The organism is Faecalimicrobium sp. JNUCC 81 (genome assembly GCF_053667625.1).
The window spans coordinates 813,152-837,874 of record NZ_CM132203.1 but is presented as its reverse complement, the minus strand read 5'-3'; the positions used below and the strand labels follow the sequence as shown (position 1 = coordinate 837,874).

Sequence of the window (24,723 nt, the reverse complement as noted above, 5' to 3'; positions counted from 1 at the left end):
AACTCCTTATCTGACTAGGAACTTAATAATACCAATACTTACAGTATTTAATATTAATTGTAAACTAACTGTTATAGCTAGTACAATTATGGCATTTAGTAAATATCTTTTTCCTAAAAATAGTATATTATCTCTTTTTCCCTTTTTCAACTCATAAATAACTTCTTTTAGGTAATTAAGTGAAATTAATATTAGTATGATTGCACCTGGTATGATAATTAAATTTTTAAGTAAAACTATTAAAATCATCTTACTACCTTTTAGCTTTAATGCTAGTATAGCACTATTTATAGTATAGCCTATTGATAAACCTTTTAGCATAAATATTATAAGTATTATAGGAAAAGTTATAACTAATAAAGTAAATATACTTATAGAAGTCATAAATATAAAATCATTCTTTAAATTAGATATTACTGCATCCTTTGTACCTGAACTTAAATTATAGTATTCTATAACTGGATTAATATTATCCATTATATTATTTTGATGAACTGGCAATATTTTATTTAAAAATGCACCTAGTATCACAAATACTATAAATATAAATCCTACAACTATTATCTGTTCGTTTATTTCTCTAAAATTCCCTTTTCTATATGTTTTTCTCAAATTTATAACCTCCTCTACTACCTTACAAAATACTATGTAAGTAAAGAGGAGGTTATGCATTTTATATTAATTCTTTAGATAATAAAAGACCTATTGAAGTTTTTGCATCTTCAATTTCATTTCTAGATATCATATTATAAGCTTCTTCTAAGTCTATTTTATGAACCTCTAGATCTTCATCATCATCAAAGTTATTATCTCCAGCTGTAAGTCCTGTAGCTAAAAATACATATACTTTTTGATTAGAAAAACCTGCTGATGTATAAAATTTATGTATTAACTTCATATTTTCTGCACTATAACCAGTCTCTTCTTTTAATTCTCTTATAGCGCAATCTTTAGGATTTTCTCCTATTTCTAATTTTCCTGCAGGAATTTCCCATATAACTTTTTCTATTGCTTTTCTAAATTGTTTAACTAGTATAACCTCATGTTCATCATTTATTGCAACTATTGCCACGGCTCCACCATGTTCTACAATTTCTCTTTTTTGATACCCTTTTTTTTCAATTTCAACAGTATCAACTTTTAAACTAATTACTTTACCTGTATATATTCTATCACTACTTATGGTCTTTTCTTCTTCTCTCATCACAAACCTCCATTAAGTAATACGCTGCACTACTTGCAGCATCAAAAAATTCCTTATCTTGTTCGTAATTCCTACCCATACTTCTAACTTTAAGTCCAAAATGATTTAAATCATTTTGTGTGCTATCGTTTTTAATATATACTACATTATGTTTATCTTTTAATTTATTATTTATTATTTGTTCTTTTATTATATTTAATTTTTCATCATCATAAGTTGTTATCGGTATGTTTACCTCTACATTAACAATATCTTTAAATACTGTCAAACTATGATGAGATATTCCTCTATGTCTATCTCTTTTATCTGCAAAACTTACTCGAGGTATAGCTATTGGGAATCCTCCAAGCTTTTTAGCAGCGTCTAAAATAGGTCCTTGTTCTATACCTGTAAATCCATATTTAGTTCCTGTACCTGCAATTCCTGGGCCCATACTTACAAATACTGCATCAGCTTTTAAAACTTCTTTTGCTGTAATTAAAGCTGTATATATATTTATACAATCATAATCTGCACCAAATGCATTTCCTATTGTTATTGTATTATCTATTAGCCCTTTTTCTTTAAGTGTAGATACGTTTTTGCTTAAAAATATAGGAAGCGCAGCTCCATCAGTCATTATGTACACTAATTTTTTATTAGGGTTATTCTTTTTATATGATGCAACAAATGGAGTTAGCATACTATGAAGAGTACCTACTACCACTGGCATATTGTCTAAACTTGAAAAGTTTTCAATTTTATCATGATAAGGACTTTCTTGTTCTTCTACTGAATCAACTTTTACTTGAAATGGAGTATACCTTAATTTCATTATATGTCCGCCTTCAGTAAATTTGGATTCTAAATTGTTTAAATTTGCTATAACAAAGTGGTATCCTCCAGTTCCTAAACTAAGTTCCACTGCTGTTGTATTTAAAACAACTTCATCTCCTATATTTATCTCACCTGTCATCTTAGAGTAATTATAGGCTCTTTGAATATCTCCATTTAAGTTAACTCTTATATCATCTAGTCCATTAGTTCTATCAACTATGGATTCTACTGTTGCTACTCTTTTACTTATCATTATACTACCTTCCTAACTTATCTATGAAATTTAAAACTTTATTTTTTTCAATTATTTTTGTTAGTGAATATTTTTCTGTAAGTATATGTATAAAAATTAAAAATGCTAACCATAATAATCTAACTTTTAACGAATATCCAAGTACAAATAATATTCCTATTGATATTCCAAGCACGTTAGATCCAGTATCACCCATCATAGCTTTAGCTTTTAAATCATATCCAAAATACGCTAATACATTTGGAAGTATTAAAAGAGGAAGTGCTTTTGTAAATCCAGTTAAAGTTATAAATATTGATACCATTATAATTAAGTATATCTTTATAGCTCTTCCTGGTCTTAAATCTAGTAAATTCATTAAGTTTGTAGATAAAGCTATTATTAAAGTATTTATAATCAAATCTCCTATACTTTTAGATACTCCTAAAGATATTACAATACCTATAAACCCTCCAAATAATGCTTTAAATCCACCAGTAGTAAGACTACCTTTTAATAGACTTTTAAAGTGACCTTTTAATCCACTTACATCTCTGTTTCCTACTATGTCATCTAATATCCCTGCAAAAAACATGCATATCATTCCAAATATATACATAAATAAGTATAATAAATTTTCATAATTCGTTGTTGAAAATACAAGTATTGCACTATTTATTACTACCATGGGAAGAAATACAATACCCATACTTACAGGTATCATATCGCCTTTATAATTTGGTCTAACAACGTTGCTATCAACTAATAAATTTTTAAATAAAGGTATTATAGCATACGTGCCACCTATACCTACTATTAATAAAATGGTATAAAGTATATAAGTTTCCAAAATACTACCTCCATTCTTTTCTTTTTTGCTTTAAAACTTTCTTAATATGATAGAACTGCTTTCCTCTATGAATAAATCCTTTTAAGTTTCTTCCAGTTTCACTATGAGTCATATTAACTAGCACTTCTTTTATTGTATATCCATACTTTAATATATCTATGGTCATTCCAACTTCCACACCATATCCAAATGGTATTTCATCAAATTTTTCTAAAACTTCTTTTTTGAAAATTCTTTGCCCAGATAAAGTTGCATCTAATTCTTTACCTGTCATTTCTAAAACTGATTCTTTAGCTAATCCTTTTACAAAACCTAATCCACCTTTTTTCTTAGCAGGTGGGAATTTTGCTATTATTACATCTGCTTCATTATTCAATATAGGTGTTATAAGTTTTTCAACTTCTCTTGATGAACTTCCTAAGTCTCCATCTAAAAAACCTATAATATCTGCATTTTTCATAGCTATTTTAAGTCCATAGTTTAGTGCATATCCTTTACCTCTATTTTTATCTAGTGTAAATACTTTAATTTTATCATCTTTAACATTCGATGCTACTAAACTTGTCTTATCACTAGAACCATCATCTACAACTATTACTTCATTTATCTCTTTTATATTTTTTATATTTTCTAATGTATCTTTTATTTTATCTTCTTCGTTATAAGCTGGTATTATTATACTTATATAAGGATTCATTTTTATCTCTCCTTTTTTATTTCTTATATGGTAATAATGCATCTGAACCTTCTAATCTTCCAAAGTTTTCACCTGTTCTACCTTCTTTTAAAGATATAACTAAAGATAATTTTCCTACACCTTCGTTTATATTATCTATAGTTGTAATTTTATCTTTAGCATATAATTCTATATTTGAGAATTTGGCATCAGATTTTTGAACACCTACCATATACTTATTTTCTTCTTTTAACTTAGAAATTAATATTTTATCTATTTTTTCAAATTGTTCTTTACCAGTTTTAGGATCATTCCCTCCAGCTAAAACAACAGAATCGTAATTCATATAGTTACTATTTAAAGCATTTACTTTTAATACTCCTAATTCTTGAAGATATCTTAATTTATCACTAGCATCTTCACCTTTTAGAGCCTCTACTATATAGTTTATTAGGTCTTGTTCACTTTTCATTTCTGTATTTAACTTTTCTGATATTTCCTTTAATTTAGCATCATTATATATATTATTTTTTAGGACAATATCAAATGCTAAAGAACCATTAGCTTTAGTTATTGTTTCCCCTATTTCTTTTGTATAGTCATTATTATCATTAGTTGATATTATACCTATATTTTTTTCTTGTAGTTCACTAACTATTACTTTATCTACATTTTGGTTAATAAATTCTATTGCTTTATCGTACTCAGTAGTTACGCTAGCTAAAGCTTTTTCCAAATTATCATTTTTACTTTTTAAACTTTCAAATTTAGTATCTAAATCTTTTATAATCTCAGCTTGTTGTTTGCCTAGTTCTTGGTCATAGTTTAGGTTAAATCCAACTAATATACCTATTCCTAAAGCTATAAATATAGCACCTATAGTGACTATATAATATTTCATATTTATATGCATTTTTTTCCTCCTAATTTACATCTGTAATAATAATCTAAGCTTAAGTTGCATTAAATGTATAAATTGTTGAGCACCTGGCAATATCAATATAAGAACTAATATCGGGAATAGTGCAGTAGCTATAAGTGCCCAAATATATTTCATTTTTAATTTACTTCTGTATAGTAAATTAACTCCTTTTGCATCTATAAGTTTAGAACCTATTTTTAATCTAACTAAGAATGTACTTGCCATTCCTTTTCTTCCTTTTTCTAAGAAGTCAATCATATTAGAATGTGTTCCAAGAGCAACTATAAGTTCAGCCTTATACTCATACGCTATAAGCATAGCTATATCCTCACTAGTTCCTGGTGCTGGAAATACTATTGCATTTAGTCCTAAATCTTGTACTCTCTTAAGTCCTGGTGCTCTTCCGTCTGTATATGCATGTACTATTATTTCATTAGCTTTCTTTAGCGCTTCATCACTTACACTATCCATATCTCCAACTATAACATCTGGAGTATATCCAAATTCTAAAAGTGCATCTGCTCCACCATCAACACCAACTAGTATTGGTTTCATTTCTTCTATGTAAGATAATATTGTACTTAAGTCTTGCTTGTAATCTTGACCCCTTACAACAATTAGCACATGCCTGTTAGCATAGTTTGTTGTAACATGAGGTATTTCAACCTCTCCTAGTATGAATCCTTTTTCTTTTTTTGCATAATCTATTGTATTATCTATAAATCTATCTAATTCAACAGATAAGTTTTCATACGCTTTTTTTAATTTAATTGATACTTCTTGTTTATCTAAAACTTCACCTTGTCCTAAAACTTCTCCGTCTCTATATATCTTTCCATCTATAACTTCAATTATTTGACCTTCTTTTAGTTCATGAAATAACTCTTCTCCTACATTATCAACTATAAGGATATTTTTTTCAGTCAATATTCCTGGTCCTTTATTAGGATACCTTCCACTTATAGATTGTGATGCATTTATTATAAGTTTGACTTTACCTTCTACTAAAGAATTTGCAGCTACTTCATCAATATCTATATGATTTATTACTGCTATTTCTCCACCTGTAAGCCTCTTCGCAAGTCTTTTCGTTTTTCGGTCTACCTTAATAGGGGCTTCGACTCTCATATTTAAAACCTCCGATATCATTTTTAAAATCACATAACATTATAGCATTATTTAACAATAAAAGAAATGTTTTAAGGTTGTTTTACTTTTTTACTTATCTTTATTGATTTTCTTATATTAATAAGAAATTTTATTTAATATTAAAATTTTTTTATACTTTATATTAACTTTTATGACATAATTTTATTGTATTTTAGCTAGTTCTATAAGTGTTTCTTTTTTATTTAAATTTGGATTTTTCATAACTTCATAAAGTAATTCTTCTAATTTTTCACCAATTTCTTTTCCCATATATCCAATATTTCTCAATAATTTTCCATCTATATTTAAATCTTTTATAGTGTAACACTCTTTATTTCTTTCTATTTTTATTATCGTATTAACATATGTATCTAATACTTTATTTTTTTCTTTTAATTTACAATTATCGTCTTTTAAAATATAGCTATAATAAATTCTTTTTAACTTAAGAACTTTAATTAAATTACTATACCCTATTTGCCTTAGCCTTTCTTTAATTTTTATTTCATCTGTATTATTTTCATCTAAAAACATATTTTCAATTAATTTATTACAATTATCTATAGTTTTTTTTGAGTATCTAAGTAAATTAATTATACTTTTATCTTCTTCATAACTAACTTCATTTTCTTTTCTATTTATGATCAAATATTCTAACATAACTAAACATTCTTCTAAGCTATCACTACACTTAGATAATATATCTAGTTTGTTTTCAAATATATATTTTTCATCTTTATCTAAATCAAGTTTAATACCTAAATATTTTAAAATTTTAGTTTCGTATAAAGTAATAATCATTTTAGGATTTTTACTTAGTATTATTTTATTAAATTCATCTGTTATTCTCTCTATACTTATGTTTTTAATTATACTCGCATTTTTATATATACTATTTAAAGTATTTTCTTCAATTTCAAACCCCAATTTTGCGCTAAATCTAATAGCTCTTACTATTCTCAATCCATCTTCGTTAAATCTTTCATTTGGATTTCCTACTGTTTTTATAATTTTTCTTTTTATATCATTCACTCCATCAAATTTATCAATTAATCCTACTTTATCGTTGTATGCCATTGCATTTATAGTAAAATCTCTTCTTTTTAAATCATGATAAATATTTGATGTAAATTCTACACTTTTAGGCCTTCTATTATCCTCATATTCACTTTCAAGTCTATATGTAGTTATTTCATATAGTTCTTTATTAACTATGACGCTTACAGTCCCATGCTTTATTCCTGTTTCTATAGTTTTATACTCTTTAAATATTTCTAATATTTTCTTTGGTGTAGCACTAGTAGCTATATCATAATCACTAGGCTCTAGATTTAAAATATAATCCCTTACACATCCACCGACTATAAAAGCTTCATATCCATTTTCATATATTTTATTAATTATAAATTCAACTTTTTTAGGTAGATTTATTTTCATATTTTTCTCCTTATATACAATAATGAAAACACTGTATTTTATATAAATTTTATGTAGTTTTACTATTTATATACTTAGGCATAAATAAAGCCTTCTTTTATCTAGAAGGCTTTTTTCTTTATATAATTATTTTACCATACTGTGTTCTAATCTTAATTTATCTGCTATCATTGCTATAAATTCAGAGTTAGTTGGCTTTCCTTTAGTATTATGAACTGTATATCCAAATAATTGGTTTATTGTATCAACCTTACCTCTACTCCATGCAACTTCTATCGCATGTCTTATAGCTCTTTCTACTCTACTTGGAGTAGTATTAAACTTCTTAGCTATACTAGGATATAATTCTTTTGTTACAGCTCCTAAAAGTTCAACATTTTCTATAACCATTTTTATAGCTTCTCTTAAATATAAATACCCTTTTATATGAGCTGGTACACCTATTTCATGTATTATATTAGTTATTTCTGTTTCTATATTTCCTACATTTTTAACAAAGTCACTTCTTGTCATTTGTATATCAGCATGACTTTTAGGCTTTGTTTCTATATGGCTTACCCTATTTGACACTAATTCTCTTATTCTATTTATAAATATTACAAAATCAAAAGGTTTAACTATATAGTAATCTGCTCCTAAGTTTATCGCACTTTGTGTTATCTTATCTTGACCTACTGCTGATAAAACTATTATTTTTGGCATTTTAGGTATATTCATAGCATTTAATTTTTCTATAACCCCTAAACCATCTAAGTGTGGCATTATAACATCTAGTACTAATAAATCTGGTTGCGTTCTTTGTACTAAGTCTAACGCCTCTATCCCGTCTTTTGCAATACCTAATATTTCTATATCATTTTCATTAGATAAATACTCCTTTAGGACTTGACAGAAATCCTTATTATCATCGGCTAAAACTATTTTAATTTTTTCGTTCACTAAAATTCCCCCCATTAATAAAACATATTATCTTTTTTATATATAATAATATCAAAAGTTTTTCACTACTAAGCATATTCGACATACTAAAATTATATTCCTTCTACAAGTTTTGTTTTTTTTAATATCTCTTATCTAATTCTATCATCTCATTTATAAAAATACCATATCCTTTTTTAGGATTATCTTTAAAAACATGGGTTATCGCACCAATTATTTTATTATCTTGTATTATAGGTGACCCGCTCATTCCTTGAACAATTCCACCTGTATAATCAATCAACTTTGGGTCTATCACTTGGATTACCATATCTCTATCATTATTTTTATCACTTAATATACTCTTTATTTCTATATCATAACTTGTTATATTTCTATTTTCATCTTCAAATAAAATATATGCTTTTCCTAATTTTACATCTTTAGAATTTCCTACTTCTATTAATTGTGTAAATTTATTTTTTTTTCCTATCATATTTCCGCTTATTCCAAAATTAGAGTTTTCAGAAAACTTTCCTATTGGACTTTCTGTACTAAATTCACCTTTTATGTGTCCAACTTTATTGTCATTTCCCTTTATTATTTTAAGACTTGTGGGGTTATATATGTATCCTTGTTTTATTCTTAGTAATTCATTTGTGTCTACATCTGTAATAGCATGTCCTATTGCCTTAAATTTATCATTTTCTTGGTCGTAAAATGTTACTGTTCCTATTCCAGATATTTTATCTCTTACCCATAAACCTAATTTAGATTTTCCATTTTCTTTTTTTAGTTTTAAATTTTCTTTCAAATATTTATTATCTCTTTCAAATACTACTTCTATTTTATCTTCTTTACTTTCTTTTAAAATTTCTTTTACTTGTTCAGTATTTTTTATTTTCTGTCCATTTATTTTTACTATGTTATCTCCTCTTTTAATACTTCCTATATATTCAACATCATTTTCTTCATATCCTACTACTAATACTCCATCTGTATCAGCCTTAACTCCAACTATTTTTCCAAATGGATATACATATTTTTTTTTATTATTTTCATTTAAATTTAGTGTTTCAATACCAGATTGCATATATTTTTCATTTATTATCTTAAACCCTAAAAATATAAAACTAAATAATGCTATAAATAATACTAATTTATTACTTTTAATATTTTTCATTTTACCCGCTCCCTGATTTCTATTTTATGTATTTAGCATTCCTTGGTATTAAAAATTTATTCCCTTATTATTACTTTTTCTAATATAATAGAAATAAAAAAGAAGCCTTAGAGGCTTCTTTTTGCTAATTCTATTATTTCACTGGCATGTTCCATTGTTTTTTCTGTTATATTACTTCCTGCTATAAGTCTTGCTATCTCATCACGCTTTTGATTATGATTAAGTTTTTTTATAGTGGTAAAAGTTCTATCATTTGAAGTACTTTTTTCTATACAATAATGAGTATCTGCATTTGCTGCAATCTGAGGTAAATGAGTTATACATATAATTTGTTTTTTCTTACCTATATTACTAAGTTTTTCACCTACAATTTGAGCCGCTATTCCACTTATACCTGTATCTATTTCATCAAATACTAATGTATCTATTTGATCTATATCTGCTAGTATTGTCTTAAATGCAAGCATAAATCTAGACATCTCTCCACCTGATGCAACCTTGTATATTGGTTTAATATCTTCACCTAAGTTAAATGATATCATAAATTCAATATCGTCTTTTCCATTTGCAGTAAATGAACTATCTTTAAAGTTAACCTTAAATACTACGTTTTTCATATTTAAGCTTTTTAATTCGTCTAATAAAACTGCTTCTAACTTTGATGCTACTTTTAATCTTTCATTTGTTAGATTATTTGCTTTTTCTAAAAGAACTTTTTCTAATTTTATTATTTCTGACTTTAACTCTTCTACTTTTTCATCTCTATTTAATATTTCATCTAATCTAGCTTTAGTTTTATTATAATATTCAAATATTTCTTCTATATCTTCCCCATATTTCCTTCTTAGGTTATTGATTTCATCAACTCTAGTCTCTATCTGTTCTAATTCATATGGTTCAAAATCTATACTATCTTTATAATTTCTTATATCTCTAGATATATCTTGAAGTTCATACATTATTCTTTCTATATCATTATTGTAATCACTTAATGCTTTATCATACCTGGATATAGAGCTTAATTCGCTAACTGCATTTCCTATTAAATCAACTGCATTTACACTTCCCTCATATAAATGTTGATAAGTTAAATTTAAGTTGCTATATATTTTTTCGCTATTTCTATAAACATCTCTTTGTTTTAATAGTTCTTCATATTCATTTTCACTTAAATTTGCAGCTTCAATTTCATTTATTTGAAATTTTAACAAATCAATTTCTCTTTGAATTTGCATATCATCTTTATTTTCAGTTAGTGTATTTAATGATCTTTTAACTTCACTATACTTACGGTATATATCTTTATAATCAACTTTAAATTCTTCTAATTCATTTTCTCCAAATAAATCTAAAAATTCTAAATGTGTTTCTTTATTAAATAACGCTTGAGTTTGATGTTGACCATGAACATCTATTAGTGTTTTTGATATATCCTTAAGTATAGACATTTTAACAGTTCTTCCATTTACTCTTGCAACACTTTTTCCATCTGAATATATAACTCTTGTTATTACTAGTAAATTATCATCTTCTAATTCTATATCATTTTCATTTAAAACTTGTTTTAGGTTAACATTTTGACATTGAAATATAGCTTCTACTAATCCCTTTTCCGTTCCTTTTCTTAGGAAAGATCTATCATATTTTTCACCTAAACAAAGTCCTAATGCATCTATTATTATAGATTTTCCTGAACCTGTTTCTCCTGTTAATATATTTAAATTTTCATCAATACTTAGTCTTAATTCTTCGACTAAAGCACAATTTTTCATATATAGTTCAAGGATCAAATTAAATCCCCCTCTTTTTATATACAATTTATAAATATTATAATTTGTATGTTAGTATCTAGTTATTTTTAATTTGTTTAGTCTAAAGTATGAGAAGCCTCTACAACTTCTACTATCTTTTTACTATGAATTTCACCATCAAAAGTATATCCTTCATTTCCATTTCTTAAATGGATTAGGTATTCTATATTACCTTCTGGACCTTTTATAGGAGAATAGTCTAATCCTACTATTTCAAATCCATTTTCTACTGCAAAGTTAGATACCATTTCTATAACTTCAATATGAGTAGATTTTTCTCTAACTACACCTTTTTTACCTACTTTTTCTCTTCCTGCCTCAAATTGAGGTTTTATTAATGCTACTACTTCTCCACCAGGACATGTAAGTTCTTTTGCCTTTGGAAGAACTAGTTTTAAAGATATAAATGAAACATCTATTGATGCAAAATCTGCAAACTCTTTTGTGTTTTCTATGGTTACATGTCTTATATTAGTTCTTTCCATACAAACAACTCTTTCATCTTGTCTTAATTTCCAAGCAAGTTGCCCATATCCTACATCTATAGAAAATACTTTTACTGCTCCATTTTGAAGCATACAATCAGTAAATCCTCCTGTTGATGCACCTATATCCATACATACCTTACCTTCTAAGCTTAAATCAAAGTTTTTCATAGCTTTTTCTAACTTTAATCCACCTCTACTTGCATATGGTATTGGATTACCTTTAACTTCTATCTTTGCATCATCATTTACATCTACTCCTGCTTTGTCACATCTTTGATCATTAACAAATACAAGACCTGCCATTATAGCTCTTTTGGCTCTTTCTCTACTTTCAAAATGACCTTGTTCTACTAATAATACATCTATTCTTTTTTTCATGAAGTTACCTTTCTTGTTTATAAACTTTTTATTTTATCTGCTATTTTACTTGGTGATAAATTTATACTTTCATAGATGTCGTCTGCATTTCCATGCGGTACAAATTCTTCTGGAAGACCTATATTTACTATCTTAGATTTATATCCATTATCAATAGCAAATTTATTTATTCTACTTCCAAATCCTCCAACAACTACATTGTCTTCTATTGTAACTATAGTTTTATATTCTTTAAATAAAGAGTGTAATATCTTCTCATCCATAGGTTTTAAAAACCTTGCATTTACTATGGTAGGGTTTATATCCGATTCTGATAGCATTTTTTTAGCTTCTATACTATGTTTAACCATAGTCCCTATTGCTAATATTGCTATATCCTTACCTTGTGATAAAACCTCATAACTTCCTAATTTTATAGGCTTATAATCTCCTAAATCTATGTCATAAGCATTTCCTCTTGGATATCTAATAGCTAAAGGTGAATCTAATTCTAAAGATAAATCCATCATTAGACTTAATTCCCTGCTATCTTTCGGTGCCATTACTATAATATTTGGAACTATATTTAAGTAACTTAAATCAAACATACCATGGTGTGTTTCTCCATCATTTCCTACAATTCCAGCTCTATCTATAAGAAATGTTACAGGTTTTTTTGTTATACATACATCATGTATAAGTTGGTCATACCCTCTTTGTAAGAAAGAAGAGTACACTGCAAAGTATGGCTTCATTCCATTTTTTGCAAGTCCAGCTGCAAATGTAGCTGCATGCTGTTCAGCTATACCTACATCAAAGAACCTTTTAGGATATACTTTTTCAAATACATTAAGTCCTGTTCCAGACGGCATAGCTGCAGTTATTGCAACAATATTATCATTATTAGCTGCCATTTGTACTAATTTCTCACCTACTTGTGAAGATATTGATTTCGTACCTGAACTTTTTATTCCTTCTTTTATATCAAATTTTGATACACCATGATATTTATCAGGTGCTTCCTCTGCGTATCTATATCCCTTACCTTTTTTAGTTATTACATGAATTAAAGTTGGGCCTTTGCGATTTTTTACCTTTTTTAATATTTCTATTAATTCTTTAGTGTTATGACCATCAATTGGACCGTAATACTTTATACCTATAGACTCAAAAAATGCACATTCTTGAGGTGTAAACTTATCTATAATACTATCTTTTACTTTATTTGCAGTCTTATATATTAAGTTCCCTCCTGGAGCTACACTTAATATTTTTTCAACTTCATCTTTTACTTTATTCATTGTTGAATTTCTTATTAAGCTTGATAGATGTTTTGACATCCCACCAACATTTTTATCTATAGACATTTCATTATCATTAAGAATAACTATCATATCTGTATTTGTATATCCCAAATGATTAAGCCCTTCAAGGGCCATACCACCAGTTATAGATCCATCTCCTATCACTGCTATTACACTGCTGTCTTCATTTTTTATATCTCTAGCACATGCAATACCTTCAGCTACTGAAATTGATGTAGAACTGTGCCCAGTATCAAATATATCATGAGGACTTTCATTCTCCTTTGGAAATCCACTTAATCCATTAAATTGTCTTAAAGATATGAAGTCATTTTTTCTGCCTGTAACTATCTTATGTACATAAGATTGATGACCTACATCCCAAACTATTTTATCTTTTGGACTATTAAATACTTTATGAAGTGCTAAGGTTAACTCTACTACACCTAAATTAGATGCGAGATGGCCTCCTGTTTGAGAAATAGATCTTACCAAAAATTTTCTTATATCCTTTGCTAAAAAATCCATTTCATCTATGCTCATAACTTTTATATCATCTGGAGAATTTACTTTATCTAAATATTTATACATGCTATCCTCACCTTTTACTGATCAAATTTTTATTAACTTAAAAAAGCCTTCTATGAGAAGACTTTTTCTTTACATAGTTTTACATAATCGCAAAATGAATATATCTTAGTATTGACTAAGTTATATTCATTTTATAACTATATTAAAATATAAAAATCATATCATATTGTATATGTTCTTTCAAACTAAGACATTACTATGGCAGTTACAATTCCTAGTATTGCTCCAAATAAAACCTCTTTTGGAGTATGTCCTACTAGCTCCTTTAATCTATTTTGTTCTATATGTTTTTTATGATGTAAATCATCTAATATTTGATTTAAAATAGCAGCCTGCTTTCCTACCGATCTTCTAACACCTGACGCATCATACATTATTATAAGTGCAAATACTGCTACTATTGCAAAGTCCGTTGAACTAAATCCTCGTTCGATTCCTACTAGTGTCGCTAGACTTGTTACAAAGGAACTATGAGAACTTGGCATACCTCCAGAAGTAAAAATTCTTGAAAAATCAATTCTTTTAACTTCTCCAGTAAATATTTTAAAAAATTGTGCTAAAAAACAAGCATATATACTTATTCCTAAAACTCTGTTGCTAAAAATCTCCGAAAAAACGTCCATTTATCCTCCTTAATATTCTCTATCTATTATATAATCTGCTAAGCCAACTAGAAACTCTGAATTAGTCCCTATATCTTTTATATTATCTTTAGCTTCTTCTATTAACTTATGTGCAATTATTTTAGATTCTTCTAAACCTAATAAAGAAGGATATGTTGATTTATGATTGTCTATATCACTTCCAACTTTTTTGCCTAGCTTTGCCTCGTCACCTACTATGTCTAATATGTCATCTACGATTTGGAATGACAATCCTATATTTTTTGCATATTTTGTTATCTTATCTAAATTTTCTTCGCTAGCATCACCGATTATAGCTCCAGCTCTCATACATCCAATTATTATTGACGCTGTTTTATTATTGTGTATATAATCTAACTTTTCCTTAGGTATTTGTTTATTTTCGCTTTGAACATCAACTACCTGTCCACCAATCATGCCATATATTCCCGATGACTTTGCTATTTCATTTATAGCCTTTAAATATTTTCTAGGATTTTCCTTTTCTATTGAATTTGAAAGCATAATTTCAAAAGCATAGTTTAAAAGAGCGTCTCCTGCAAGTATTGCCATATCTTCTCCGTATACTATATGGTTAGTTTTTCTTCCTCTTCTTAAATCATCATTATCAAGTGCTGGTAAATCATCATGTATTAATGAATATGTATGTATCATTTCTATAGCAACTGCAAAAGGTATTGCATCTTTCTCATTACCGCCTACAATTTTACATGCTTCTAGTGTCAAAATAGGCCTTAACCTTTTTCCTCCAGCTCTTAAACTATAATTCATAGACTCCATAATAGTCTTTTGATATCCTTCTTCTTTAGGCATATATATATTTAATAGCTCTTCTATATAATTAGCTCTTTCCTTTAGAGATTGTTTAAACTCCATGTTTATTCCTCCCTCATATCTAAATCTTCTTCTATTCCCAATTGAGTAAATTTACTTATTTTAAGCTGTGCATCTTCTAAAAGTTTATTGCAATGTTTATAAAGACTGATACCTTCTTCATATAAACTTAATGATTCATCTAAGCTAGCGCCTTTAGATTCTAATTTTTCTAATATTTCTTCCAATTTCTTATAGGCTTGTTCATATGTTAAATTCATATTTATACCTCTTTATTTTTAATTTTCTCTACAATACACTCTATATTTCCATCTTTTAATACTATATCTATATCGTCTTTGAATTTTAATTCTTGTACACTATTTATAACTTCTCCATCTTTTTGAACTATACTATATCCTCTATCTATTGTAGCAAGTGGACTTAGATTATGAAGTATAGCTCCTACATTTGAAAGTTTTTCCGTTTTGGTATATATATTATTTTCTATCTCAGAACTTATTTTATCATATATTTTGTCTAATTGTATAATTTTATCTCTTATGATGTATGATTCTAGGTAACCATTTATTTTATCAAATGTTGAATTTAATTTATATTCATTAACTTGGATATTATTTACTAATGATTTATTCATTCTGTTTTTTATATTTTCAAGCTTATAATTTATATCATCTAGTGATGGAGTTGCTATCTCTGCTGCTGCAGAAGGTGTCGGCGCCCTCATGTCAGATACAAAATCACATATAGTAAAATCTGTTTCATGGCCTACTGCTGATATTATAGGAATTTCTGATTCAAATACTGCTCTAGCAACAATTTCCTCATTAAATGACCAAAGTTCTTCTATAGATCCTCCACCTCTTCCAACAATTATGGTATCTACATTATCTCTTTCGTTGAAAAATTTAATACCTTCGCATATATCATACTTAGATCTATCACCTTGAACATTTACTGGATAAAGTTTAATGCTAACCTTAGGGTATCTCCTTTTTATAACATTTATTATATCTCTTATAACAGCTCCAGTTTGCGATGTTATAACTCCTATTGAATTTGGAATTTTAGGTATAGTTTTTTTATACTTTGTATCAAATAAACCTTCTTTACTTAACTTTTCTTTTAGCTTATTAAACTCTATATATAAGTTTCCTATTCCTTCTATCTCTACACTATTTATATATAATTGGTATGAACCATCTCTTTCATAAACAGATATATACCCGTTAGCTATAACTTTTACCCCATTATTTAGCTTCATTGTAGGATCATAGTTATTTCTAAATATTACACAATTTAATTTAGAATTTTCATCTTTTAATGATAAATAAACATTACCACTAGTGTGTACTTTAAAATTTGATATTTCTCCTTTAACTTTTAAATTATATAATATTGGATCATTACTTAAAATTCTTTTTATATATGAGTTTGCTTCACTTATATCTAAAGCTCTTAGTTTCATTTTTATTCTCCTAAAATTTGCTTATCTAAGCCTATTATAGCACATCCTATCCCATTGTCAGTTGCATACTCAGGCTTTGTAAAATATGTATTTACGTTATGCTTTTTTAGCTTTAAGCTTAATTCTTTTGATATATACTTACTTGCCGATACTCCTCCTGCAAATACAACCTCATTTACATTATGTTTTTCAATTATATATAATATAGACTTATACATATTTCTAACGACTGAATCTAGTACTAATTTAGATATATATTCTTCGCTTTCATCATTTATAATTTTATATATTTGATTTTCAAGACCTGATAAATTCATATAACCTTCTTTTACAGAAGTTTTTAGGCCCTGTTTTATTTTTTCTTTACATTTCATAGCAGATTCATCTATATATTTTCCAGCTGGAAATTTATATCCAAGCTTTACACCTACTCTATCTATAAATTGCCCAAAACTTATATCTTTACTTCCACCAACTATCTCTATACTATATTTTGAATTAGTTTTATCTTTATTTTCATTTATCAAAAGTATTTCCGTAGTACCTCCAGACATATGAACAGATAGAAACTTTTCTTTGTTTTTTATTTCATTTGTTAAAAGACTTGATTCTATATGATTTTCTTGGTGACTAGTTATGTATAATGGGCACTTCATCATACTAGATGATAATTTTGCAAAATTATATCCTGCCATAAATACTGGCATATATGAACCCTTTACTGGCCTTGGTTTATTTGATACACATATACCTACTATATTATAGTTTTTAGTAAGTTCTTTTATTTCCAAGCTTAATTCTCCTAAGTTATTAATATGCTGAAATACAGCTTCACTTTGTCTAAGCCCATTTCCATTTTCTTTTACCTTTAGCATAATTTTTTTATTAAAAATTACTTTTTTACCTAAAGATATAGCTGCTATAGAAGTTGTATAGCAGCTAGTATCTATTCCGATTATTATATTATTTTCCTGAAAGTTCATTAACAACACTTCCTAATATTCCGTTTATAAACTTAGGAGCTTTGTCATCACAGTATATTTTTGAAATTTCTACTGCTTCATTTATAGAAACTTTATTTGGTATTTCTTTAGCAAATAAAATTTCACATACAGCTAATTTTAATATAGATGCATCTACCTTTGGCATTCTATCTACTGTCCAGTTCTTAGCATATTTGTTTATTAATTCATTTATTTTATCATTGTTTTCTTTTAAGTAACCGCACATATTTTTCATATAATCTTTATCTATTACATTTTCTAATTCTAATGTTCCAAGTTCTATTTCCGGATTATTAGAGTATTGTAATCTAAGTTCTTCATATCTATTAACTATATATTCAAAGTTATTATTTAAAAAACTATCTAATATATCACCCATATCTTCTTTAGTTAAATCCGCTTGATATATTAATTTCATCATATATTCTCTACTTGTTACTTTTTTTGCCTTATCGTTTCTCATTGGTTGTAATCCTCCTTCAATTCCTATTATGCGCACATTAAGCAAGAAAAAACCCTCTGATTTTTCAGAGGGTATGTATTAACTTTTTTTGATTTGCTTAGCTTCTTCTTTCTCAGCCTTTTCTCTTTTAAAGCTGATTCCTTGAACATGTATATTCACTTGAGAAACTTTTAATCCTGTCATTGTTTCAACAGTATTAGCTACATTTTCTTGAATCTTAAAAGCTATGTCAGGTATAGATACACCATAGTCTATCATAACCATTACATCTAAGTTAACTTCCTCTTCTTCTATTTGTATTTTTACGCCATTATTTTTAAGTAATTTATCTGTGAATGTTGTATTCGTTTCTACGCCTTCAACCTCTAAAGCTGCAAGTCCTGCTATAGTAGCAATAACTTCATTAGATATTTTCACTTGTCCAAAATTGTTATTTTCCATGATAAAGACTACCCCCTTATTTTAAGGAACTATTTTATAAGTATAATAATACCAAATACAAATGAACTTTGCAAGAAAATAACCTCAGTTATATTCTGAGGTTTATATATTTTCTTAAGATATTTAGGATTATTTTATTTCTAATTTTGATTATTATTCATTAATTTTATATTTTCATATTTTACACTTGCTTGTTCTGCTACTAAGTCAAATACTTTAGCTGCATCTGATTTGTCTAATTTTTCTTCATTTACAACAACATTTACATTTTCACTGCTTATGTACACTAGTGCATCTTCAAATCCTTTAGCGCTTAGTAAATTTTCTATTTTTAGTTCCGTTTCTTGATCTTTAACTAATTGAAGTTTCATTGATGAAGCTTCTTTTCTAGATTCTTCAGTTGTAGATGGATTATTTATCATTTCATTTAAATCTTGAGTTAACTCATTTCTTTGTTTTTCTCTAGTCATTTTCATATCTAATATATATGTAGCTTTTTTCATATTTTTTTCTGATGTTAATTGGCTTTTTATTTCCTTACTAGTTTCTGTAGCTTTTTCATTTATTTTATTAGTTTTACTATCTACCACTTCAACTTCTACATCTTTTTTACTTGCTTCTTTTTTAGCTTCTTTATTATTTTCGCTATCTTCATTTTTTTTCATTTGAGCTTGTTCATATGCCTTCATTTCTTTAGATGTTTCAAGTACAGACTTTTGACTGAACTTATAATTAACTACTCCTAATACAACTAGCATTGCTGATAAACTTATTACTACAAATCCTCTTCCCTTATAATTAAATCTCATTTTTATCCCCCCAAGTTTAATATAATTATTTAGTATATACTTCTACCTGATGTCCTGATACTTGTAATGCTGTTTGTACTGCGCTATAAAGAGTTTCTTTAACATGCGAATCACTAGCTCCACTTGATACCACTATAACCCCTTTTATTTTAGCTTCATTGGTTTTTAGTACTACAGGGTTATTTGAACCAGATGTTATCATAGTTTTATTTTCGCTAGATGTTGTTACTGTTCTTTCTCCACCTTGCGCATCTGTTTCTTGCGTTTTTTCTGTGTTTGAATTAGAGTTAAATGCCGGTTGAATCTCCTCACTAGATTCAAATGTTATCATTACATCAACATCTCCAGCTCCTTCTATTTTTGATAGTATATTTTTTAGTTTTGTTTCTATCTCGTCATTTTTATTTTCCTTGGATACTTCTGCTTGTTTATCAGTTTTAGCATTTTTTTCTTCTTCACTTTTGTTATCTTTAGAAAAGCTTGGCAATACAACAAGTGCTATTGCACATACAACCCCTAAAGATAATAGTGAGTATATCTTTTTCTTATCTTTTTCATTTAAGTTTTTAAACATTCACCCAACCCCTATTAATCAATTTCTATAGTTTCAATTGATACATCAAGTATTTTTACTAAATCTTCTTTTAACTTATTTTCATTTAGATTAAGTTCATGCTCCTTTTCTTTTGGTGCATCCTTTTCTTTAAATACTTGTTTAGATTTTTCTTTTTCATTAGATTGTATGTCCTCATTTTGACTTTTATTACTATTATTTTTTTCTTTTACTTTAATATTTCCTATTTCTGATCCGTTAAATTCTATATCATCAAGCTCATAACCGTATTCATCTAATTTAAGTTTTAATACATCTTTTAATCCATTTTCATATCCTTTTGATAAGCTATTATTGCCTGTTTTATCAGCCAGTGTATTTATACTATCTACATATTCTTTATTATAGTGACTCATAGATTGCAATATTTTATCCTCTAGGCTAATATCCTTTGAAAAAAATCCTATTACTGGAGTTAGTACAATAAACACAAATATAAAATTAAGTACTAAATTTATATATGGCTTTATTTTAGATTCAGGCAAAATCATATTTACTATATTTACTATAAATGCTCCTATTAAAATGGTTATAATCCACATTTTTATGTTATCTATCATATAGCCCCTCCTCTATCCTTGAGCTACTACACTTATTGAAGTTAATACTGCTACTGTTACAAAAAACATTATTGTTATAGCTATTATACATGCAAGCATTATTACCATTAAGTTTGCAACTTCATTTAAAAAGCTTGATATACCTTCTTCTCCTATAGGTTCTACTACTATTGCAGAAACCTTATATACAACTATTATTGATAATATTTTTATTACAGGTACTAAGCAAATTCCAACTAATAAAACAAGCCCTAATCCACCAAATACACCTTTTATAAGTTGAGATGAGGATAATAATATATCAACTGAATCTGATACAAATCCACCTACAACTGGTATAAAATTTCCTATAGCATATTTAGCTGTCTTTACTGTAAAGTTATCAATGTTTGTTACATATAAACCTTGCATTGAAACAAGTCCTAAATATATGGTAAACATCGCTCCTAAAGACACTAAATTTATTTGTTTTATAAACGATGATAATTTTTTTAGTTTAATATTTTTAGATAAGTTATTTACGACTAAAATTGCAAAAGCAACTGCAATTGATACGAATAAAAAGTTTTTAAATACAACGTTTATAAATGTTACTCCACCTATAAATATTGGATTTAATACTGTCGATGTGATAGGAAATCCAATTAATACTAATAATGTTATTAATACCGGCATTATGACTTGCATAAGACCAACGGTTGAATTTATGGTGTTATTACATATTTCAAGTACATCTTTAAATCCTATTAATGTAAGTGAGACCATTGTTATAAATACTATATATGTAGTTATTTGACTAACTGCACCTGATGAAAAAGAATTGTCCAAACTTTTTAAAACTGATGATAATAATGCTAATACCAAAATTATGGTGGCTACCTTTATACTAGACTTAACTTCATCAAATATCATTAACTTGATTCCCTCTTTGTTAAATAAGTCCAACATCGTTTTATCTCCACTGACAAGCTCTTTTATAAATGTTTTTAGACTTACATTATCTAGAGCTGTAGATTCTTTTATATAACCTTGTATTTCATCTAAATTTATCTTTTCTAATTGCCCATCAATATATTTATCTATACTTTTTTTAGTTTCACCATAGTTTTCTTCCTTTTTATCATTTGCAAAGCAAATCATAAAAGATCCAAATACTAAAAGTATGGCTAGTACTATGCTTGAAAATATTTTTTTCATAAGTAACCATTCTCCTATGGGATAATATTTAGTACCATTTCTACAATTGATAACAGTATGGGAAATGACATTGTCATAACTATTATTTTCCCTCCAAACTCTAGCTTAGAGGCAATATTTCCTTCCCCACAATCTTTACAAAGTTGTATGGCAAACTCCATAAGATATGCTATCCCAATTAATTTTATTATTAAAGATATGTACATAGTAGGAATATTGGCTCTTTGTGCCAAATCTTGTATACTTTCTACTATAAAATTAAGCTTAAATATTACTGATAATAATATTGTTATTCCTGTAAGTATTGCTATAAACATTGCTATTTCTGGTCTGTCCTTTTTTATTACTAAACAGAGTGTCGTTGATATTATTGCAATCCCTACTAATTGCATAACTTCCAAAATATCTCCTCCTCTTTAGTAAAGTTGAAACATTGTTTTAACTGCATTAAATAAATTACCTATCTCCCCTAGTACCATACTTAATACAATTATTACTCCCGCTAATGTTGTAAATGATGCCCAATCTTTTCTATCTGTTTTTTCTAAAAGCATATTAAGGACTGATATTAATAAACCAATTCCTGCAACCTTTATTATTAAAGATATATCCATAGCTCCCCCCTATATTAAAATTATTCCTATTATTAATCCTATTACGGTAGATAATTTTCGATAGACTGTACCTTTTTTTTCTACATCCTCTTTAGTCTCTTTAGTTAATGCCTTGAAGTTTTCAACAGATAAATCTATCATTCTTGTTTGAGATTCTATGTCGCTCTTTCCTAAAGTAAGTATAAGTTTTTTTAATTCATCAACCTCCTTATTTTGTAAGTAAGTTTCTTTTATTAAAATCCCTATATTATCATTTAAAATTTTATCTAATACCTTACTTTGATTGTTATGTAGCTCATATTCCATACTCTTAAAAAATTTTGATGTGCAGTATTCTGTTTTTTCACCAATTCTTTTAAATATTTCCTCTAATGTATATAGCCCAAAAGATAAATCCATTCTTATTATCTCTAATATTCTTATGAGGTCATTTAGCTGTTTATGCCTATTTGTATAAGCTTTATAAATATGTTCTCCTATTAAATAACTACATCCAACTAAAATACCTATAATAATTATTTTAATTTGCAAAATACCATCTCTTTTCTTCTAAATCATATATTTTTTCTATGGTTCCTGGGCCCTTTTTAGCCGATAATATGATTACTTTTGTAAATAGTTCTTTATCTAATAAACAACTTAGCTCTTTTCTACTTTTTATATCCTCTATTGAGTCACCATGGACTGTAGTAATTAAACTTACTCCTCCATTTAAAGCTGTATACAAAGCCTTTATTTCCTCCATATTTCCTATTTCATCTGTTACTATAAGATTTGGAGACATTGATCTAAGTAGCATGGTAATACCTAAATCCTTTGGGCAAGTCTCTATTATATCTGTTCTAATACCTATATCCATCTGAGGCTGTCCTAAGTATGACCCTGATATCTCATTACGCTCATCTATTAATGCTACCTTTATCCCCTTAAATCCATAATTTGTATTTCCATTACTTAAATTTCTTACTATATCTCTAACTAAAGTTGTCTTACCACATTGGGGCGGAGATATTATCAAAGTATTATTTACTTTATTTTCTCCCCTTATAATATGAGATAATATTTTATCTGAACATCCAATCACTTCTCTAGAAACCCTTATATTAAGTGAAGATATATGCTTTATATTCTTAACTTGTCCATCTTCAACTATTGCTTTTCCAACTAATCCTACTCTATGACCTCCTCTAAGTGTTATAAATCCTTTTTTAATATCATCCATAAAAGAATGGATTGAGTATTTACATATTATTTGAAATGTTTGTTCTACATCTTCTTTACTCACTATATATGGGTTGTACATATTTAAATCTAGATTATTTGAGCTTAGATTATAGAAGTAGTCTTTATTATTTGCATTTACTATTAATGGCTTATTAGACCTAAGCCTAATTTCTTCTATACTTACATTATCATTTGAAATATTTTTAATTTTTTCTCTTAAGTTCATTGAAAGCGAGTTTATTATCTCATCACAAAGTTTTTTCATACCTTGTCCTCCTCTCTTGTTTGTTTATATAATTCTATTTATAAATTCATAAAAATATTACAAAAATAAAATAAAAAATACCTCTTAAAGAATTTCTCATCTTTAAGAGGTATTTTTTATTTTATATTATTTGCATATTTCTATTCTATTTTCTTCTAATACACTAACCTTACCTGTAACTACTTTAATAGATTCATTATCTTTTAAGTTAGTAAATATAACTGGACTTATATCTGATTTTGCATTATTTTTTATAAAATCAACATCCATCTGTATTAATTTATCTCCAGCTTTTACTTTATCTCCAGCCTTTACAAAAGTTGTAAAACCTTCACCTTTTAAATTTACAGTATCTATTCCAAGATGAATTAATATTTCAGTCCCATCATTAGCTTTTAAACCAACAGCATGCTTAGTTTCAAATACCATTTCAACGCTTCCATCTATTGGAGATAATATATTTCCATCATTTGATTTTATAGCAAATCCATCTCCCATCATTTTTTGTGAAAAAACTTCATCTGGTACTACAGATATATCTAATATTTCTCCATTAGTAGGCGATACGATACCTTTGTTTTTTACTGATGCTATATCTTCTTGCTTTGACTTTTTAAATATATCAAAAAATCCCATGTTCTTACTCTCC

General features: G+C 27.3%; 29 protein-coding genes. All 29 read right to left on the bottom strand.

What is annotated here, in order from left to right:
* Positions 1-6: 6 nt before the first annotated feature.
* Positions 7-612, bottom strand: a complete 606-nt coding sequence (locus JNUCC81_RS04125; protein WP_454095419.1) for a stage II sporulation protein M — start codon at positions 610-612, stop codon at positions 7-9.
* Positions 613-673: 61 nt separating this feature from the next.
* The gene (locus JNUCC81_RS04120; protein ID WP_454095418.1) at positions 674-1,204 is read right to left on the bottom strand and encodes an NUDIX hydrolase; all 531 of its coding nucleotides are present in this window, start codon (positions 1,202-1,204) and stop codon (positions 674-676) included.
* On the bottom strand, positions 1,176-2,273 hold the full coding sequence (locus JNUCC81_RS04115) for a DUF3866 family protein (RefSeq protein WP_454095417.1): 1,098 nt from the start codon (positions 2,271-2,273) through the stop codon (positions 1,176-1,178). Before JNUCC81_RS04115 ends, JNUCC81_RS04120 begins: the two co-directional genes overlap by 29 nt.
* Before the next feature lie 4 nt (positions 2,274-2,277).
* Positions 2,278-3,102: a glycosyl transferase gene (locus JNUCC81_RS04110; protein ID WP_454095416.1), complete on the bottom strand. Its 825-nt coding sequence runs from the start codon at positions 3,100-3,102 to the stop codon at positions 2,278-2,280.
* Positions 3,103-3,106: 4 nt separating this feature from the next.
* Positions 3,107-3,799, bottom strand: coding sequence for a glycosyltransferase family 2 protein (locus JNUCC81_RS04105; protein WP_454095415.1), 693 nt, complete (start codon positions 3,797-3,799; stop codon positions 3,107-3,109).
* 16 nt (positions 3,800-3,815) lie between these two features.
* Positions 3,816-4,691 (bottom strand): copper transporter, encoded by an 876-nt coding sequence (locus JNUCC81_RS04100; RefSeq protein ID WP_454095414.1) that lies wholly within the window; start codon positions 4,689-4,691, stop codon positions 3,816-3,818.
* 15 nt (positions 4,692-4,706) lie between these two features.
* Positions 4,707-5,828, bottom strand: coding sequence for a putative cytokinetic ring protein SteA (steA, locus tag JNUCC81_RS04095; RefSeq protein ID WP_208332117.1), 1,122 nt, complete (start codon positions 5,826-5,828; stop codon positions 4,707-4,709).
* Positions 5,829-6,011: 183 nt separating this feature from the next.
* Positions 6,012-7,286 (bottom strand): CCA tRNA nucleotidyltransferase, encoded by a 1,275-nt coding sequence (locus JNUCC81_RS04090; protein WP_454095413.1) that lies wholly within the window; start codon positions 7,284-7,286, stop codon positions 6,012-6,014.
* A 126-nt stretch (positions 7,287-7,412) separates the two neighbouring features.
* The gene (gene spo0A / locus JNUCC81_RS04085) at positions 7,413-8,240 is read right to left on the bottom strand and encodes a sporulation transcription factor Spo0A (RefSeq protein ID WP_042271891.1); all 828 of its coding nucleotides are present in this window, start codon (positions 8,238-8,240) and stop codon (positions 7,413-7,415) included.
* Between the two features lie 106 nt (positions 8,241-8,346).
* On the bottom strand, positions 8,347-9,387 hold the full coding sequence (locus JNUCC81_RS04080; RefSeq protein ID WP_454095412.1) for a SpoIVB peptidase S55 domain-containing protein: 1,041 nt from the start codon (positions 9,385-9,387) through the stop codon (positions 8,347-8,349).
* Positions 9,388-9,494: 107 nt separating this feature from the next.
* Entirely contained in the window at positions 9,495-11,159 is a 1,665-nt protein-coding gene (gene recN / locus JNUCC81_RS04075) for a DNA repair protein RecN (protein WP_454096373.1), read from the bottom strand.
* A 95-nt stretch (positions 11,160-11,254) separates the two neighbouring features.
* Positions 11,255-12,064, bottom strand: coding sequence for a TlyA family RNA methyltransferase (locus JNUCC81_RS04070; protein WP_454095411.1), 810 nt, complete (start codon positions 12,062-12,064; stop codon positions 11,255-11,257).
* A gap of 17 nt (positions 12,065-12,081) precedes the next feature.
* Complete coding sequence (gene dxs / locus JNUCC81_RS04065; RefSeq protein WP_454095410.1) at positions 12,082-13,938, bottom strand: 1-deoxy-D-xylulose-5-phosphate synthase; 1,857 nt, start codon at positions 13,936-13,938, stop codon at positions 12,082-12,084.
* 185 nt (positions 13,939-14,123) lie between these two features.
* Complete coding sequence (locus JNUCC81_RS04060; RefSeq protein WP_208332110.1) at positions 14,124-14,561, bottom strand: divergent PAP2 family protein; 438 nt, start codon at positions 14,559-14,561, stop codon at positions 14,124-14,126.
* A 9-nt stretch (positions 14,562-14,570) separates the two neighbouring features.
* Positions 14,571-15,458, bottom strand: a complete 888-nt coding sequence (locus tag JNUCC81_RS04055; RefSeq protein WP_454095409.1) for a polyprenyl synthetase family protein — start codon at positions 15,456-15,458, stop codon at positions 14,571-14,573.
* A 2-nt stretch (positions 15,459-15,460) separates the two neighbouring features.
* Positions 15,461-15,676: an exodeoxyribonuclease VII small subunit gene (xseB, locus tag JNUCC81_RS04050; protein ID WP_042271876.1), complete on the bottom strand. Its 216-nt coding sequence runs from the start codon at positions 15,674-15,676 to the stop codon at positions 15,461-15,463.
* A 2-nt stretch (positions 15,677-15,678) separates the two neighbouring features.
* On the bottom strand, positions 15,679-16,884 hold the full coding sequence (gene xseA, locus JNUCC81_RS04045) for an exodeoxyribonuclease VII large subunit (RefSeq protein ID WP_454095408.1): 1,206 nt from the start codon (positions 16,882-16,884) through the stop codon (positions 15,679-15,681).
* 2 nt (positions 16,885-16,886) lie between these two features.
* Positions 16,887-17,867 carry a Kae1-like domain-containing protein gene (locus JNUCC81_RS04040; RefSeq protein ID WP_454095407.1) on the bottom strand — a complete coding sequence of 327 codons (981 nt, stop codon included), beginning with the start codon at positions 17,865-17,867 and terminating at the stop codon, positions 16,887-16,889.
* A complete protein-coding gene (gene nusB, locus JNUCC81_RS04035; protein WP_454095406.1) occupies positions 17,848-18,351 on the bottom strand; it encodes a transcription antitermination factor NusB in 504 nt (167 codons plus the stop codon). The genes JNUCC81_RS04040 and nusB overlap by 20 nt, the downstream gene beginning before the upstream one ends.
* A gap of 78 nt (positions 18,352-18,429) precedes the next feature.
* Complete coding sequence (locus JNUCC81_RS04030; protein WP_042271866.1) at positions 18,430-18,792, bottom strand: Asp23/Gls24 family envelope stress response protein; 363 nt, start codon at positions 18,790-18,792, stop codon at positions 18,430-18,432.
* A gap of 140 nt (positions 18,793-18,932) precedes the next feature.
* Positions 18,933-19,601, bottom strand: coding sequence for a SpoIIIAH-like family protein (locus tag JNUCC81_RS04025; RefSeq protein WP_454095405.1), 669 nt, complete (start codon positions 19,599-19,601; stop codon positions 18,933-18,935).
* Between the two features lie 25 nt (positions 19,602-19,626).
* Entirely contained in the window at positions 19,627-20,175 is a 549-nt protein-coding gene (locus JNUCC81_RS04020) for a stage III sporulation protein AG (protein ID WP_454095404.1), read from the bottom strand.
* 14 nt (positions 20,176-20,189) lie between these two features.
* Positions 20,190-20,774 (bottom strand): stage III sporulation protein AF, encoded by a 585-nt coding sequence (locus tag JNUCC81_RS04015; protein WP_208332102.1) that lies wholly within the window; start codon positions 20,772-20,774, stop codon positions 20,190-20,192.
* 12 nt (positions 20,775-20,786) lie between these two features.
* On the bottom strand, positions 20,787-21,971 hold the full coding sequence (gene spoIIIAE / locus JNUCC81_RS04010) for a stage III sporulation protein AE (protein ID WP_454095403.1): 1,185 nt from the start codon (positions 21,969-21,971) through the stop codon (positions 20,787-20,789).
* A 14-nt stretch (positions 21,972-21,985) separates the two neighbouring features.
* Positions 21,986-22,363, bottom strand: coding sequence for a stage III sporulation protein AD (gene spoIIIAD, locus JNUCC81_RS04005; protein ID WP_242824042.1), 378 nt, complete (start codon positions 22,361-22,363; stop codon positions 21,986-21,988).
* 24 nt (positions 22,364-22,387) lie between these two features.
* Positions 22,388-22,585, bottom strand: coding sequence for a stage III sporulation protein AC (spoIIIAC, locus tag JNUCC81_RS04000; RefSeq protein WP_042271848.1), 198 nt, complete (start codon positions 22,583-22,585; stop codon positions 22,388-22,390).
* Between the two features lie 9 nt (positions 22,586-22,594).
* The gene (locus JNUCC81_RS03995) at positions 22,595-23,116 is read right to left on the bottom strand and encodes a stage III sporulation protein AB (RefSeq protein WP_454095402.1); all 522 of its coding nucleotides are present in this window, start codon (positions 23,114-23,116) and stop codon (positions 22,595-22,597) included.
* Positions 23,106-24,074, bottom strand: a complete 969-nt coding sequence (gene spoIIIAA, locus JNUCC81_RS03990) for a stage III sporulation protein AA (RefSeq protein WP_454095401.1) — start codon at positions 24,072-24,074, stop codon at positions 23,106-23,108. The genes JNUCC81_RS03995 and spoIIIAA overlap by 11 nt, the downstream gene beginning before the upstream one ends.
* A gap of 126 nt (positions 24,075-24,200) precedes the next feature.
* Positions 24,201-24,710: a PTS sugar transporter subunit IIA gene (locus JNUCC81_RS03985; protein WP_454095400.1), complete on the bottom strand. Its 510-nt coding sequence runs from the start codon at positions 24,708-24,710 to the stop codon at positions 24,201-24,203.
* Positions 24,711-24,723: the final 13 nt, after the last annotated feature.

Excerpts from the sequence above, each read along its gene's own strand:
- JNUCC81_RS04040 (WP_454095407.1), bottom strand. The coding sequence starts at position 17,867 with ATGAACTTTCAGGAAAATAATATAATAATCGGAATAGATACTAGCTGC.
- nusB (WP_454095406.1), bottom strand. The coding sequence starts at position 18,351 with ATGAGAAACGATAAGGCAAAAAAAGTAACAAGTAGAGAATATATGATG.
- JNUCC81_RS04115 (WP_454095417.1), bottom strand. The coding sequence starts at position 2,273 with ATGATAAGTAAAAGAGTAGCAACAGTAGAATCCATAGTTGATAGAACT.
- JNUCC81_RS04120 (WP_454095418.1), bottom strand. The coding sequence starts at position 1,204 with ATGAGAGAAGAAGAAAAGACCATAAGTAGTGATAGAATATATACAGGT.
- steA (WP_208332117.1), bottom strand. The coding sequence starts at position 5,828 with ATGAGAGTCGAAGCCCCTATTAAGGTAGACCGAAAAACGAAAAGACTT.
- JNUCC81_RS04070 (WP_454095411.1), bottom strand. The coding sequence starts at position 12,064 with ATGAAAAAAAGAATAGATGTATTATTAGTAGAACAAGGTCATTTTGAA.
- JNUCC81_RS04025 (WP_454095405.1), bottom strand. The coding sequence starts at position 19,601 with ATGAGATTTAATTATAAGGGAAGAGGATTTGTAGTAATAAGTTTATCA.
- JNUCC81_RS04080 (WP_454095412.1), bottom strand. The coding sequence starts at position 9,387 with ATGAAAAATATTAAAAGTAATAAATTAGTATTATTTATAGCATTATTT.
- JNUCC81_RS04015 (WP_208332102.1), bottom strand. The coding sequence starts at position 20,774 with ATGATAGATAACATAAAAATGTGGATTATAACCATTTTAATAGGAGCA.
- JNUCC81_RS04060 (WP_208332110.1), bottom strand. The coding sequence starts at position 14,561 with ATGGACGTTTTTTCGGAGATTTTTAGCAACAGAGTTTTAGGAATAAGT.
- spoIIIAE (WP_454095403.1), bottom strand. The coding sequence starts at position 21,971 with ATGAAAAAAATATTTTCAAGCATAGTACTAGCCATACTTTTAGTATTT.
- JNUCC81_RS04030 (WP_042271866.1), bottom strand. The coding sequence starts at position 18,792 with ATGGAAAATAACAATTTTGGACAAGTGAAAATATCTAATGAAGTTATT.
- JNUCC81_RS04100 (WP_454095414.1), bottom strand. The coding sequence starts at position 4,691 with ATGCATATAAATATGAAATATTATATAGTCACTATAGGTGCTATATTT.
- JNUCC81_RS04055 (WP_454095409.1), bottom strand. The coding sequence starts at position 15,458 with ATGGAGTTTAAACAATCTCTAAAGGAAAGAGCTAATTATATAGAAGAG.
- spoIIIAD (WP_242824042.1), bottom strand. The coding sequence starts at position 22,363 with ATGCAATTAGTAGGGATTGCAATAATATCAACGACACTCTGTTTAGTA.
- JNUCC81_RS03985 (WP_454095400.1), bottom strand. The coding sequence starts at position 24,710 with ATGGGATTTTTTGATATATTTAAAAAGTCAAAGCAAGAAGATATAGCA.
- spo0A (WP_042271891.1), bottom strand. The coding sequence starts at position 8,240 with ATGGGGGGAATTTTAGTGAACGAAAAAATTAAAATAGTTTTAGCCGAT.
- spoIIIAC (WP_042271848.1), bottom strand. The coding sequence starts at position 22,585 with ATGGATATATCTTTAATAATAAAGGTTGCAGGAATTGGTTTATTAATA.
- xseA (WP_454095408.1), bottom strand. The coding sequence starts at position 16,884 with ATGAAACTAAGAGCTTTAGATATAAGTGAAGCAAACTCATATATAAAA.
- xseB (WP_042271876.1), bottom strand. The coding sequence starts at position 15,676 with ATGAATTTAACATATGAACAAGCCTATAAGAAATTGGAAGAAATATTA.
- JNUCC81_RS04020 (WP_454095404.1), bottom strand. The coding sequence starts at position 20,175 with ATGTTTAAAAACTTAAATGAAAAAGATAAGAAAAAGATATACTCACTA.
- recN (WP_454096373.1), bottom strand. The coding sequence starts at position 11,159 with ATGAAAAATTGTGCTTTAGTCGAAGAATTAAGACTAAGTATTGATGAA.
- JNUCC81_RS04105 (WP_454095415.1), bottom strand. The coding sequence starts at position 3,799 with ATGAATCCTTATATAAGTATAATAATACCAGCTTATAACGAAGAAGAT.
- JNUCC81_RS04090 (WP_454095413.1), bottom strand. The coding sequence starts at position 7,286 with ATGAAAATAAATCTACCTAAAAAAGTTGAATTTATAATTAATAAAATA.
- dxs (WP_454095410.1), bottom strand. The coding sequence starts at position 13,938 with ATGTATAAATATTTAGATAAAGTAAATTCTCCAGATGATATAAAAGTT.
- spoIIIAA (WP_454095401.1), bottom strand. The coding sequence starts at position 24,074 with ATGAAAAAACTTTGTGATGAGATAATAAACTCGCTTTCAATGAACTTA.